At 64.3% G+C, this 12,608-nt stretch carries 12 protein-coding genes and 1 pseudogene; 10 read left to right on the forward strand and 3 right to left on the reverse strand.

Annotated features, from left to right (window positions below):
* Nucleotides 1-183: 183 nt before the first annotated feature.
* Both fxsT and ACH4G3_RS35860 read right to left on the reverse strand, forming a co-directional pair.
* Entirely contained in the window at nucleotides 184-3,012 is a 2,829-nt protein-coding gene (gene fxsT, locus ACH4G3_RS35855) for an FxSxx-COOH system tetratricopeptide repeat protein (RefSeq protein WP_397628388.1), read from the reverse strand.
* The gene (locus tag ACH4G3_RS35860; RefSeq protein ID WP_397628389.1) at nucleotides 3,009-3,428 is read right to left on the reverse strand and encodes a hypothetical protein; all 420 of its coding nucleotides are present in this window, start codon (nucleotides 3,426-3,428) and stop codon (nucleotides 3,009-3,011) included. The genes fxsT and ACH4G3_RS35860 overlap by 4 nt, the downstream gene beginning before the upstream one ends.
* A 544-nt stretch (nucleotides 3,429-3,972) precedes the next feature.
* On the opposite strand from ACH4G3_RS35860, the gene ACH4G3_RS35865 reads away from it, so the two are divergent.
* On the forward strand, nucleotides 3,973-5,076 hold the full coding sequence (locus tag ACH4G3_RS35865) for a GmrSD restriction endonuclease domain-containing protein (RefSeq protein WP_397628390.1): 1,104 nt from the start codon (nucleotides 3,973-3,975) through the stop codon (nucleotides 5,074-5,076).
* Between the two features lie 11 nt (nucleotides 5,077-5,087).
* Nucleotides 5,088-5,729, forward strand: a complete 642-nt coding sequence (locus ACH4G3_RS35870; RefSeq protein WP_397628391.1) for an MAE_28990/MAE_18760 family HEPN-like nuclease — start codon at nucleotides 5,088-5,090, stop codon at nucleotides 5,727-5,729.
* A gap of 363 nt (nucleotides 5,730-6,092) precedes the next feature.
* Here ACH4G3_RS35870 and ACH4G3_RS35875 read toward each other — a convergent pair whose 3' ends face one another.
* The gene (locus ACH4G3_RS35875) at nucleotides 6,093-7,190 is read right to left on the reverse strand and encodes a DUF1152 domain-containing protein (protein ID WP_397628392.1); all 1,098 of its coding nucleotides are present in this window, start codon (nucleotides 7,188-7,190) and stop codon (nucleotides 6,093-6,095) included.
* 144 nt (nucleotides 7,191-7,334) lie between these two features.
* Here ACH4G3_RS35875 and ACH4G3_RS35880 point away from each other — a divergent pair, with 144 nt between their 5' ends.
* The 8 genes and pseudogenes from ACH4G3_RS35880 (at nucleotide 7,335) to ACH4G3_RS35915 (ending at nucleotide 12,605) form a co-directional block, all read left to right on the forward strand.
* Nucleotides 7,335-8,075: a GntR family transcriptional regulator gene (locus tag ACH4G3_RS35880; protein WP_397628393.1), complete on the forward strand. Its 741-nt coding sequence runs from the start codon at nucleotides 7,335-7,337 to the stop codon at nucleotides 8,073-8,075.
* A 275-nt stretch (nucleotides 8,076-8,350) separates the two neighbouring features.
* Nucleotides 8,351-8,791: an ATP-binding protein gene (locus tag ACH4G3_RS35885; protein ID WP_384153213.1), complete on the forward strand. Its 441-nt coding sequence runs from the start codon at nucleotides 8,351-8,353 to the stop codon at nucleotides 8,789-8,791.
* A gap of 86 nt (nucleotides 8,792-8,877) precedes the next feature.
* Complete coding sequence (locus tag ACH4G3_RS35890) at nucleotides 8,878-9,606, forward strand: GntR family transcriptional regulator (protein ID WP_397628394.1); 729 nt, start codon at nucleotides 8,878-8,880, stop codon at nucleotides 9,604-9,606.
* Nucleotides 9,607-9,737: 131 nt separating this feature from the next.
* Nucleotides 9,738-10,088: an SCO3933 family regulatory protein gene (locus ACH4G3_RS35895; RefSeq protein WP_397628395.1), complete on the forward strand. Its 351-nt coding sequence runs from the start codon at nucleotides 9,738-9,740 to the stop codon at nucleotides 10,086-10,088.
* Between the two features lie 5 nt (nucleotides 10,089-10,093).
* Nucleotides 10,094-11,467, forward strand: a pseudogene (locus tag ACH4G3_RS35900) (FtsK/SpoIIIE domain-containing protein).
* An 80-nt stretch (nucleotides 11,468-11,547) separates the two neighbouring features.
* Nucleotides 11,548-12,204: a DUF2637 domain-containing protein gene (locus ACH4G3_RS35905; protein ID WP_358483830.1), complete on the forward strand. Its 657-nt coding sequence runs from the start codon at nucleotides 11,548-11,550 to the stop codon at nucleotides 12,202-12,204.
* Between the two features lie 18 nt (nucleotides 12,205-12,222).
* Nucleotides 12,223-12,414, forward strand: a complete 192-nt coding sequence (locus ACH4G3_RS35910; protein WP_104783024.1) for an RING finger protein — start codon at nucleotides 12,223-12,225, stop codon at nucleotides 12,412-12,414.
* Entirely contained in the window at nucleotides 12,414-12,605 is a 192-nt protein-coding gene (locus tag ACH4G3_RS35915) for a mobile element transfer protein (RefSeq protein ID WP_397628396.1), read from the forward strand. The genes ACH4G3_RS35910 and ACH4G3_RS35915 overlap by 1 nt, the downstream gene beginning before the upstream one ends.
* Nucleotides 12,606-12,608 lie beyond the last annotated feature (3 nt).

Consider the following 12,608-nt stretch of genomic DNA (forward strand, 5'->3'; position numbering starts at 1 on the left):
GCGCGGCCGAGTTGCCAACGGAGGCGGCGTAGACCTCTTCGTCGCGAAGCAACTTGGGTGGGATTGCTGCCTTGGGCTGGGGGGCTCCCACCTGGATGGATGGTTCGCAGGCGTCCGCGCTTGTTCGCGGGTGTGCGTCGGCGTTGTCACGCAGTTAGACACTCAGGAGGGCCACCATTCGCCTCAGCCGGTTGCGTGAGGGCGCTGGCGATCGGGTTTACCCGTAGGCGGTACCGTGCCTCCTCGCTGTCCTGCCTGGGTCGCGTGGCGTGCATGGGCGAGGTTGCTGCGGCTGATCAAAGTGTCGGGGTGGGTGTTGCCCAACGCCTGTTCACTTTGAGCAACGGTGAGCTCATACAAAACGATTGCCTGGTCCCGTTGGCCAGCCTTGAAGTAGGCGCCGGCCAGGTTGTTGCGCGTAGTCAGTGTGTGCGGGTGGGTCTCCCCGAGGACTTGCTCGCGTTGAAGGAGGGCGGTCTCAAACAGAGGGATGGCCCGCTCCAAGTCTCCCGCTGACTCATAAGCGCTCGCGAGGTTGCTACGGCTGAGCAGGGTATAGGGATGCATGTTGCCCAAAACCTGCTCGCTTTGGGCAACGACTGTCTCAAACAGCGGGATGGCTCGGGCCAGGTCGCCACTATCAAAGTGCGCGCTGGCGAGGTTGTTGCGGCTGATCAGGGTGTCGGGGTGAGCATTTCCCAGGACTTCCACGCGTTGAACAAGTGTCGCCTCGTACAAAGGCAGGGCCCGCTCAAAGACCCCCGCTGCATCGTAAGCAGTGGCGAGGTTGTTGCGGCCGTTTAGGGTGTCTGGATGGGTTTCTCCCAAGACTTGTTCCCATTGGGCGACGACGCTCTCCAGGAGGGGGATGGATCGATCGAAGTCACCTGATTCTTTATAAGCGAAGGCGAGGTTGTTTTTACTGATCAGGGTGTCAGGGTGAGCATCTCCCAGGACTTGTACACGCTGAGTCAGGGTGGTCTCAAACAGAGGGATGGCCCGCGCCAAATTTCCCGACCCTTGATATGCGTGGGCCAGATTATTCCGGCTTTGCAAGGTGTGAGGGTGGGTGGCGCCCAGGACGCGCTCGCGATCTGCCAACGTGATCTCGTAGAGGGATGTGGCGCGCTTCAGGTCACCATTAGCCTCGTACGCATGCGCAAGGTTGTTGCGACTGTAGAGCGTCTGGGGGTGCGCATAACCAAGAATCTGCTCGTGCTTAGCCACCGAATCCTCGAACAAGGGGATGGCCCGCCCTAGATCCCCTACTGCCTCATAAGCGTAGGCTAGATTGTTTTGGCTGGTCAGAGTCGAGGGGTGTTCGTCACCTAGCGTTTCTTTTCGCTGAGATAAGGTGGTCTCAAATAAAGCAATAGCCCGCTTCCATTCTCCCACCGCAGAGTAGGCGTATGCAAGGCTATTGCGATTGGCTAGGGTTGCGGGGTGAGTTTCCCCCAGGACCTGCTCTCGTTGAGTAAGAGTTTTTTCATTCAGGCTGATCGCGCGGCGAAGATGCCCGGCGACGTGATAGGCATAGGCAAGATTTCCCCGACTGGCCAGGGTGTAGGGGTCGTTGTCGCCTAGAACCTCTTCACATCGGGCAAGCATGGCCTCATGAAGAGGGATGGCGCGTGCGTCCTGACACTGCTCATGTAGATGAGTGATGACAGGTTGGTAGAACTTGGGAGGTTGCTTGGAAGCGTAGCCAGCAGGAGTACTGGAAGCGAGAGCAATCACGTGCTCGATAAGCTGCTCCCATTGCTCCAAAGGCGCCGCCTCGTCGACACTATCTGGGTACAGGAGGCGGCCTACTACATGTTCGGCCTCACGTCTCCCACGCGGCGGGACATCGTGCGATCCGGCTTTACGCAACACAGCTTGGACTAGGCGGTGGACGCTGAGGGCCTGGCGGTCGGCGCTGTGGGAGATCATGTTGTACGCGTGCAGAGCGCCCAAGGCCTCGCCGAGTGTGCGCGGATCGGGGCAGAGGGGGGCGAGCAGGCTGCGGGGGATGTCGTCGGGTGCCAGCCAGGCCATGGCGCTGAGGAGGGTGATGGCCTGCGAGTTGCGTTGTTTGATGGCGGCCAGAGTGTGGTGCCAGACGCGGGCGATGGTGCGTTCGGGATCGATCCCTCCCACAGCTGTGTCCATTACGTCGCTCAGCATCTCCCGGTAGTCGGCCAGCGAGGTGCCGGTCTCGAAGAGGTAGGCGCCAGCTTGTTCGAGTGCCAGGGGAAGGTGGCCGAGGTCAGCTGCAAGGGCTGCAGCGTCCTGGCGCTGTGTAGGCGTGGGGCTGTGACTTTCTCCCAAAGCGAGGGTGCACAGCAGTGCGATGGCTGCCTCGGGGGCGAGCAGGCCCAGGGACATGGTGGGAGCGATGGCGTGCCATCCGGTCGCGGTGCGGCTGGTGGCCAGGTGATGCCCGTCCGGAAGGGCTCCGAGGTAGTGGCGCAGATCGTCTGGGCGATCGACATTATCGAAGACGAGCAGCCAGCCAGGATGCCATTGCAGCCAAAGGATCGCCCACGCTGCACGCTCATGTACGCCTGTGGTGGCGGCCCACTGCGGGCACAGTCGGGTGGTGAGGCTGGCGAGGCTGGCGATGATCTGCTCGGTGCTCGCGGCGTTGATCCACCACACCAGCCTGTACGTGTGCCGGTGAGCGTGGGCGTAGTGCAGGGCGAGGGTGCTCTTGCCAATACCGCCCAGCCCGTGGATGGCCCGCGTACCGGACACCTGGATGACGGCAGCTTCACCCTCGGCTGCCAGGAGGCGGCGCAGCTCGGTGAGTTCGCTCTCTCGTCCGACGAACACGCCGGATGCCGAATTGGGGAGGTTTCCGGACCCCGGTGGCGCTTCCGTCTCCTTAGCCCAGCCCACGGCCTCGGCTGGCAGCATCACCACCTGGGTACCGTCGCCGGTAATTGCCACACCTACATCGCCACCCACCGCCATGGACCGCAGCCCGAGTGCCTGCGGACCGCCTCCCTGGGGCATCGCGCTGTCCGTCATAGGTTGACCCTTGTGTTGTCCCCGGTGACGGCCGTCCCGATCGTCTTGGCGGCGATGGACCGCTCACCCGACGCCGTCACATGTACCGTCTCACTGGCCGCAGGCAACATGCGGGCCAGCTCCGCCAGCAGCTCGGCATCGTCACGCAGAGCACGCTTGATGTGCTGACGCAGAGCCGCCGCGGCGTCCTCATCGTCCGGTGCTTCGGCCGCGTCTTGGACGGCGACCTCCAGTTGCACCCGCCCCTGGTCGTCACGCCGGCGCCATACTGCCTGCAAAATCCGCCGACCCAGGTTTGCTGTGGCGTCCGCAGCCGCACTTTCCATCCGGGTGAACACAGCCACGCCGTACGCGCCGACAGCGGTGGTCAGATACGGCCCCGCCTGCTCTACCAACTGCACTATGTCCGCATTCACCTGATCCCCCAGACATAGGGTTCTGAAAGGAACCAGCGTAGAAAACAGCTGGCACCCGTAAGACCAAAACGCGCAAACCGTCCACAGCAGGTACAGCACCCCCAACCGAGAACTGAGAAGTGGGAGCGTTCGGCCGGTGACCTGGAGCTTCGATGCCTAGTGAGGTGCCCAGTAACTCGGCACAGGCACCTTCGTTGACCGCGGCTGACCGCTGCATCTGGCATGGCAGTGACACGGACCTCAGCCGTCGACAGCCAACCACGACGGTGGGTGCGCCGGCCGACTAGGCACGCGTATGCCTCGCTGCACCCCCACCGGCTTCGCCACGCTGCCGCTCCCGTCGACCAGAGCAAGTCGCGACGGCCGTCCCGTAGCAACGTTGCCTGAGCCCTCAGCGTGGCCGAGGCCCAGAGGTGCGTCCCGACGGACGCCGACAGCGCCTTGAGGAACCGACAGACGCTGTCCTCAAACTGGGCTGGCCTCGTGGGGTGATGTTCCAGAGGAACTAGAGACTTCTGGAACCTGTGAATGCTAGCATCGCAGAATGACGCTGGAATCCGAACTTGAAATTTATCGACAGCGAATCACTACCGACTCGTACCCAATGTCAATTAGCGAGATCGCGAATCTTTACCGCGATGGGGAGATGGATATCCATCCGGAATTTCAGCGCATCTTCCGGTGGTCTGGCACCCAGAGGACCAAACTGATTGAGAGTGTTCTGCTGGGCATCCCTCTGCCGAGCCTATTTGTTGCTCAGAACGAGGAGGGCGTTTGGGATGTAGTGGACGGAGTGCAGAGGCTGTCCACGATTTTTCAGTTCATGGGAATTCTCCGAGATGATGAAGGTGAGCTCGTCGAGCCTTTTGTTTGCGAGGCGGCACCATTCTTGACCAGCCTCGAAGGGGTCGCTTACGAATCCTTTGAAGGGGCGGAGAAGGCGCTAACGCGCGCTCAGCAGCTCGACTTTAAAAGGTCCCGCGTCGACGTAAAGATCATTAAGCGCGAGAGTGATAATCGAGCGAAGTATGACCTCTTTCAACGCCTGAATTCTTACGGCAGCATCGCGACCCCCCAGGAACTTCGAAACTGCCTCCTTGTAAGCCTCAGCAGGACCCACTTCGATTGGCTCCAGGATCTAGCGTCATCGAAGGATTTCAAGGACGTGCTGACCCTACCGGAAAGGCTCATCAAAGAGCAGTATCACCTGGAGCTCGCTCTGCGATTTATTACATTGCGCTCACTGCCTGAAGAGCAAATCTCCAGTATCGGAAATATCGGGGATTTCCTTTCCGCGGAGATTCTTTCCATCGTTGAGAAGAGCTACGCTGAGCTCCGGGCAGAGAAGGAAGCGTTCGATATTTGCTTCAGAACGCTGAACGATGCTCTCGGGAGTGACGCGATGCGCAAGTTGAACCCCGACACGGGGCGTACGGAGGGTGCCTTTTCCTCTACTGCATTTGAGGCGCTTGCTCTTGGTTTGGGGCACTACGCCCCTGACCTTACATTTACATCGGAAGACGTGCAGCGGGCCCGCGAGACGCTATGGAATGACCCAGGATTCGCGCCCGGACACGCGACTGGGCAACGAGCCGATCAGCGGATGAAGAGAACCATTCCTTACGGGCGTCGACTCTTTTCTGCCTGACTGGGGGATTCGTGGATCCGACGCGATTCATCGAGGGCATCGACCGTCAGCTAGCGCGAAGAAAGGTCGAGCTCTCCAACCTGAGCATTATGGTCTCGGAACAGAACCCCGATCCTCACCGACTAAGCTGTATTGCGAGGTCTGCTGTAGTCCTCGCATACGCCCACTGGGAAGGTTTCGTTAAGCGAGGAAGTGGCGACTACGTTAAATTTATCAGCAGCGCAAGTGTCAAAGTTGCTGACCTCAAATTCCCGTTTCAAGCTGCATATGTACTCTCGACTTTCAAGAGAGCCTCAAACAGTGTTAAGACGAGGTACCTGGGTGAGCTTTTGCAAGAAATTGACGCTCGGCGTGCAGAAGTTTTCGCGGTATCCCCAGATAAATGCATAGACACTGAGAGTAATCTCTCCTCCAGTGTCTTTAAAGAGATCGTTCAGGGTATCGGGTTGGATATTCTCCCGCTCTATGAAACCCGTAGCGTATTCATTGACCAAAGAATTGTCTTGGCGCGGAATCAGGTTGCTCATGGAGAACTGGTCAGCTTCGATGCGGAAGACGTCAGGGATCGCATTGATGGCGTTCGACTTCTGATAGACACTTATGCAGACCAGCTGAAAAATGCAGCTTCGGCGAATGCTTATTTGAAGATTTGATTCCCCCGTCCGGACTTGCCTGTAGGGGCAGTATCACGGCGGTGTAGCGATTTTGGCCGGTAGCTGCTTTGGCGCGAGTGGCCATGGCCCCGTAAGCTTTCGGCGCGTCGGGCAGTCTGTGAACCTGCCCGGGTAAAGCACGACGCTGGGGCCATGATCTTCGAGGCTCGCGCCAAAGTGGCTGGCTAAAATCGCGGAGCCGACCGCCCCAGGCAGGATGTACACAGGCGGCTGATTGCTGTGCGCGGGGCACGGGCGCCGGCCGGGCTGGAGCGGGGCGGAGACAGGAGCGCAGGCCCGGCCGGGGGTCGGGCCCCGCGCGGTGAGCGGAGCGAGCCGCACTTGAACCCGTGAAGAAGGTTGTTACTCAGTAGTGGCTGTGATGCGCCACAAGGGAGCGTCGTACTGCTCCGGACGGCTGTGAATGAGCAGTTGGCGCAGGTCCTCGCGCAAGGAGCCGTTGAGGTTCAGGGCCTCAGTGATGCGGCGGAAGGTCGTGTGGGTGACTCCGCGGCCCCGGGCCTCGGCTTCGAACTGGTCGAGCTGGGACAGCACGGCCTCTGGGTTGAGCTGTACCGGTGGCTGGTCCTTGAGCCACGCGGCCTTGTTGCGCTCGTAGTCGATTTCCGAGTAGCCGCAGATTTCGCGGCTATGTGCCTCGACCTCGTCCAGGGTGGCGGTCGTCAGGATGGCGCGGGCCAACTGGTTGCGGGTCAGCGCCTCGTCCAGGTTGACCTCATGGACCGTCGGTCCTTCGCCGGTGAGGGGGACCGGGAGGCCGGCGTCTCGCATCTCGCAGGTGCCGCGTACGCCTCGGGCAGTCGCAGCGAGCATCCCGGTCGCCTCGGAGGGGTGCCACTCCAGGGTCGAGCTGATCGGCTCGACATCCTTCGCGGTGAGCGTGTGGACGAGTGGGCCCAGTATGCCGCGCAGTTCGTCGAGAGGAAGTTCGCCATCGAGGCCGGGGCCCGCCACCAACAGGCGGACGGGCGCGTTCACCTGGCAGCACGCGGCGAGTGTGACGGCGTCGGCGAGGGGGCTCTTCAGTGTCGGCTCATCGCCGCGGGCGAGGATGTCTCCGCCCACGTCCAGGAGATCGATTGAGGCCGGTGACAAGTGGTCCACCAACTCTTGGAGTTGGCGCGTGACGCCCTCGCCCCCATGGCGCGGATCGATCAGCGCGAACGTGTGCCGGAGCTCTGCTGCAAGTCGGGGGAGAGTCGAGCCTGCCGGAGCGATCGGGCGAGCTTCGGCCGGCACTGCCCAGACTGCTGGAGTGAAGGGCTGGAGGCCGGTGAAGTTGTGCGGTCCTCGGGGACCCGGAACCGGGTCGACAAGGAGGCGGTCCCACGCGTACGTGAGGATCACCACCTGGTCCTCGTCGCCGTAGAGGGCGGCGTGAATCATTGCGGCGGCGACTGCGTCGCCCCCTCCTCCTGCTGCGACGATCAACCGCGTCATGCGTCTCAGCCTACGGGGTGGGGGGTTGACCACTCACCCTATAGTGGCTAAAGGCCATAGCCACTTATATCGAGAAGCAGGCCTCAGCTCGGTAGCGGGGTGCCCGACTACTCGCCTGGGGCTCGCCTTGGGTGAGGAGGACTGATGCCGCAGATCGAGGAGGCTCAGCCGAAGTATCTCCAGATCGCGCACTACATCCGTGATCAGATTCTTCGGGGGGACCTGCGACCGGGAGACGAGGTGCCGTCCGAACGGCAGTTGGCAGCGGACTGGAAGGTCTCCCGGCCCACGGCCGCACGGTCGTTGGAGGCGCTGAGCCATCAAGGGCTCGTCGAGAAGCGCCAGGGGTCGGGCACATACGTGCGCAGCCTCGAAGTCAACCGGCGGGCCCGTGAGTTGTACGGGCGCGCTCGGCAGACCGGGAAGATCTACACACCGGGCGAGTACGCCGTGATCACCTCTGCCGGTTGGCTGGAGGCGCCAGACCACGTGGCTGAGGCCCTGGGCTTGGTCAAGGACCGTCGGGCGGTGCACCGGCGGCGGGTGACCAACAACCAGGACGGGCCGATCACACTGTCCACGTCCTGGTTCGCTCCGGATGTCGGTCAGCGTGCGCCGAAGCTTCTGGAGCCGGGGCGGATTCAAGAGGGGACGCTGCTGTACGTCGAGAACATGACCGGACGGCAGGGGAGTTACGCGGAAGATCGCATGTGTGCGCGGGCGGCCACGGAGGAAGAGGCCGAGAACCTTCAACTTCCGGCCGGCTCCGCCGTGCTGATCGTGCACCATGTGGTCTTCGACCTCCAGGACCGGCCGTTGGAGTTCGCTGAGGCCACCTACTCGCCGCATCGCTGGGCGTTCGAGCAGGGTTACCCCCTCACCTGAGGGGGCCAGTTGCAGCGAATCGCTTGCGCCGCCAAGTGGCTAATGCCACCATCCAGAAAGTGGCTAAGGCCACTTCATTGGGAGGAGGCGCGGTGCGACGAGTCAGCGGCCGGATCAGGGCACGCACTTACCTTGCCGGGGTTGCCGGGGGCGCGGTTGGAAGCGCGTCGGCTCGCGAACGACCCTGGCGCTTGCCACCGCCGCCGACCGTACCCGCGTCACATCAAAGCGGCGCTGCCTCGACTGCGACGGTAGCGGCAGGAAGTGAGCACCGGATGGCTTACATGATCGACCGCTACCCGTCTGAGGAATCACCGCGTCTCGGTGCGATGACCTTGCACCCTGTCGCTGAGTCTGTGCCGCGGGCTCGGCGCTGGTTCCGCAAGTTCATCGCCCCGTACAACCCGGCCTGCTCCGTCGACGATTGTGCGCTGATGATCTCGGAGCTGGTGACCAACGCGATCGCTTACGGCCGGTCGGACGAACCCTGGCTCGTACGGGTCGAGTGGTTCCGTGAGGGGACCTCGCTCCGGGTCGACGTGCACAACCCCGGCTTTCCGGCGAACGTGCGGCTGAGGCATCCCGACGCCAACGACTCCCACGGGCGTGGACTGCTCCTGGTCGATTCGCTGGCCGAGTCGTGGCACGCCGCACCGAGCCGCTTCGGCGGAACCGTCGTCTCCTTCGTGGTGGCCGATGCCTGGCCCGGAAGGTAAGAGTTCGCTCCGCTTCTACTTCGACAATCGGAGATTCGCTAGTCTGGTTGACCAGTCGACTTGGCCAATCCCGACGGGCGGCGTTCATGGCGTATGAAGTGGAGCCACCGAAGTACGTGCGCCTCGCGCAGACGATCCAGCGCCGTATCGAGGATGGCACGTACCCGCCCGGCACGCGGGTGCCCAGTGAGAACCAACTGGTGCAGGCCTTCGGGATGTCCCGGCCGACCGTTGTCCGGGCGCTGGAGCTGCTGAAGCGTGACGGCTGGGTGGAGTCCCGGCAGGGGTTCGGCACGATCGTGCGCGGTCGCCCGGCTGTCGTCGAGCAGAAGGACCGCCGGGGGAGTGAGACGCTCGCGCGCGACGAGTCGCAAACGGCAGGGCGGTTGGTCGAAGTCGGCTACGTCCCCGTTCCGGTGCGGGTCGCCTCTGCCCTCGGGTTGCCCAAGCGGGCCGAGATTCTCATGCGCCGCTTCCTTTTGGAGGAGGGCGGCGAACCGGTGGAGCTGGTGTCGTCCTACTTCCCCGCCGGCCTGGTCGAGGGCACTGAGCTGGAGAGCGCCGATGCGCTGTCGGGTGGCATCCGCGCATACCTGGAGACGCGTAAGAAGGTCCGCTTCGACCATGTGACGGAACGGGTTTCGGCCCGTCTGCCCGAGCGCGCCGAAGCGGAGCTTCTGGATCTCCCTGAGGGCGTTCCGGTCCTCAGTGTCCTGGTCGTCGCGTGTGATGCTTCCGGGCAGGCGCTGCAGGTCTCCGATGTGCTGCTTCCTGCCGACCGGCAGGAACTGGAAGACACCTACCGTCTCAACTGAGCCCGCATCGCGGCAAGTTCACCGTCGACTACTTTGATTCACGCTTGACAAGTCAACTTGGCATCTCTAGCTTCGAACTTGCTAAATCAACTTGTCAGGTGGCAGGTTGATCGACTCAGGAGGAGAAATCTGTGCGTGTGATCCGTATTGACGCTTCGACCGCCACCATCCTGCTCACCGAAGCGCCGGCGCCGAAGGTGCGCGACCGGCAGACCGGTGAGATTGCCAAGGACGCCGTGAGTGGTGAGGCGCTGATGACCGTCGGCGTCGTCTACATCGACGAGGGTGAGTCGTCGCTGCTCCAGGTCACCGTCCCCGAGAGCGGTGTGACGGACGGACTGACCGTCGGGGCCCCGGTTTCGCTGCCGGGGCTCATCGCCCGGCCGTGGGAAAGCGTGTTCAACGGGCAGCAGCGGCACGGTATCGCCTACCGGGCGACCGCCATTGCTCCTGGCGCCTTCCCGATGGAGCAGGCGGGCTGATCGTCGTGACCGACCTGGTGACGTGGGCCGAGCTGGGCGGGTCGCTTGCTGCGATAGGCGGCGCGGTCTACGCCCGGCATGCCCATCCGGCGGCGTACTGGTCCACGGTCGGGCTGCCCGTCTCGGTGGCCCGGCTGCTGGCCTCGTACACCTCCACCATGGACGCGTGCGGCCTGACGATCGAGCCGCCCCGGTGGCGGGCCCTGGCCGTCAAGGCCACGACTCGCCGTGAGGTCCGACCTGTGCCTCCCCGCCGGGGCATGATCCGGCCCACCTCGACCGGCCTGCGGCTCCGGCTGCGGCTGGCTCCGGGCCAGGAACCGGCGGACGTGGCGGCCTCGGCAGAACGGCTCCGGCACGCCTGGGGCGTTCACGCCGTGTACGTGCGGGACGTCAAGCCCGGTGTCGTGGAACTGCGGCTCGTCGGCTTCGACGTCTTACGCAAGGTGCGGATGCCTCGCCGGACCGATGCCGGTCCGCTCCGCGTGCCGGTGGCTCTGCGGGAGGACGCAACCGCCTTCGTGCGGGACTACCGGGCCGTACCTCACGAACTCGTGCTCGGCGCCACGCTGTCCGGCAAATCCATGTTCCTGCGGAACCTGCTCGCCGGGCTGGCCGCTCAGCCGGTGGTCCTGGTCGGGATCGACTGCAAGCGCGGGGTGGAGCTGGCGCCGTTCGCTCCCCGGCTCTCTGCGCTGGCGACCGACCCGCAGCAGGCGTCCGAGCTGCTGCCCGTGCTCGTCAAGGAAATGGAGGACCGATACGACCTGATCAAAGCGCGGCAGGGCATCGCGCCTGGCACCCCGGATGAGCTGATCACCTCGGACGTCTGGGGCCTGCCGGAGGACGAACGTCCGGCTCCCATCGTGCTGTTCGTAGACGAAGTGGCAGAACTCTTCCTCGTCGCGACCAGGAAGGAGGAAGAGCGGCGGGACGAGATGGTCACCCAGCTCATCCGGCTCGCCCAGCTTGGCCGGGCGGCCGGCATCTATCTGGAGGTATGCGGGTAGCGCTTCGGGGCCGAGCTGGGCAAGGGAGCGACCATGCTCCGGGCTCAGCTCACGGGCCGGATCTGCCATCGGGTGAACGACGAAGCGTCCGCGAAGATGGCGCTCGGTGACATCGCCCCTGAGGCTGTCTCGGCCTCCTGCGCCATCGCCGCAGAGTTGCCCGGCCTCGCCGTCGTCGGCGACACCTCCGGCGGCTGGTCCCGCATCCGCACCCCTCACCTGTCCCTCGCCGACGCTGCGGCCACCTGCCGCGAGACGGCGCACCTCGCCCCGGACGTTCCGGCGCTCGCGCCCTTCCGGCCCTACGCGCCTCCCGTGCCGGTGAAGGAGTCCGGCCCTCTGGCCACTCCTCAGCCGATCACCGAGTAGCCAACCTGCTTCCACGGTCGGCGCGGCCGTCCTGCGCCAAGTCCCTACCCCCCCCATGCCCGGAACTGGAAGGAGTGGCCATGCGCGCCCTGCCCGTCCGCGTGGACGCCGTGCTCGTGCAAGCCGTGATCGCCGCCGCGCTGTCCTTCGCTCACCTGCATGACCTGGCGCTCGCTGCCGGACAGGACGGCTGGAAGGCGTGGGCCTATCCGATCTCCGTCGACCTGCTGTTGGTCGCTGCCTGGCGACGCCTGCGCTCCGGTGAGTCGAAAACGTCCGGGTGGTGCTGGTTCCTCGTCGCACTGATGGCGTCCCTGGGCGCCAACGTCGCCACCGCCGGTCTGCTCGACCTGGAGAACGTACCGGCCTGGCTCCGCATCCTCGTCGCTGGCTGGCCCGCGGTCGCCTTCCTCGGCGGCACGCTGCTCGCTCACGGAGCAGTGAATCCCAGCGCGGATCGGGCGACGGCACCGGAACCGCCTTCGACAGCACAGGCGCCGGAACCGACCGCCGCAGATGTCGAGCCGCTCACGGCAGCGCCCGAACTGCCTGCCGCCGCGCCGGAGTCAGCTTCATTTCCTCCTTCCTCGGTACCGCCCGCGCTCGTCACTCTCGCCCGGAAGGTCGCCAACGAACACCGCGCCCGGACCGGAACCGACATCGACACCTCGACCCTTCGCGCCCGGCTCGGTGTCCCGATGCCGCTCGCCGAAGCCATCACCACCCAACTCACCTGACCCGGAGGAATCTCCCCCTTGCGCCCGTCCACGCTCCGCGCGCTGAAGCGCGCCGCCGAGCTGACCCGACAGAACCGCCTGACCGAAGCCGTGCTGATCGCCGAGCCGGTGATCCTCGCCGCCGACAGCTACGAGGGCGACGAGATCTTGCGCTGGCTGGCCGACCACGTCACCGACTTCACCGGCGAGACCGACAAGGAGATGCCCTGATGTCCGCCAACCGCCGTTTCCGCCGCGTCGTCCGCATCGGCCCCGTCCAGGTCGCCACGTACTACGACGGCCGGGGCCGCGAGAAGCACACCGCCGCCTGCACGGCTCCGCGCTACGGCTTCGCCACCGACTACGACAGCCGCGCCGCCGCCGAGCTGGCCGCGCGCACCCACCGCTGCCGCGTCCGCTGAGGA

The organism is Streptomyces afghaniensis (genome assembly GCF_044327915.1).
Lineage (GTDB): Bacteria > Actinomycetota > Actinomycetes > Streptomycetales > Streptomycetaceae > Streptomyces > Streptomyces afghaniensis.

What these genes read in the sequence shown, in the direction of transcription:
- ACH4G3_RS35890 (WP_397628394.1), top strand. Translation starts at nt 8,878, where the DNA reads ATGGCGTATGAAGTGGAGCCACCGAAGTACGTGCGCCTCGCGCAGACG.
- ACH4G3_RS35865 (WP_397628390.1), top strand. Translation starts at nt 3,973, where the DNA reads ATGACGCTGGAATCCGAACTTGAAATTTATCGACAGCGAATCACTACC.
- fxsT (WP_397628388.1), bottom strand. Translation starts at nt 3,012, where the DNA reads ATGACGGACAGCGCGATGCCCCAGGGAGGCGGTCCGCAGGCACTCGGG.
- ACH4G3_RS35905 (WP_358483830.1), top strand. Translation starts at nt 11,548, where the DNA reads ATGCGCGCCCTGCCCGTCCGCGTGGACGCCGTGCTCGTGCAAGCCGTG.
- ACH4G3_RS35885 (WP_384153213.1), top strand. Translation starts at nt 8,351, where the DNA reads ATGGCTTACATGATCGACCGCTACCCGTCTGAGGAATCACCGCGTCTC.
- ACH4G3_RS35915 (WP_397628396.1), top strand. Translation starts at nt 12,414, where the DNA reads ATGTCCGCCAACCGCCGTTTCCGCCGCGTCGTCCGCATCGGCCCCGTC.
- ACH4G3_RS35880 (WP_397628393.1), top strand. Translation starts at nt 7,335, where the DNA reads ATGCCGCAGATCGAGGAGGCTCAGCCGAAGTATCTCCAGATCGCGCAC.
- ACH4G3_RS35875 (WP_397628392.1), bottom strand. Translation starts at nt 7,190, where the DNA reads ATGACGCGGTTGATCGTCGCAGCAGGAGGAGGGGGCGACGCAGTCGCC.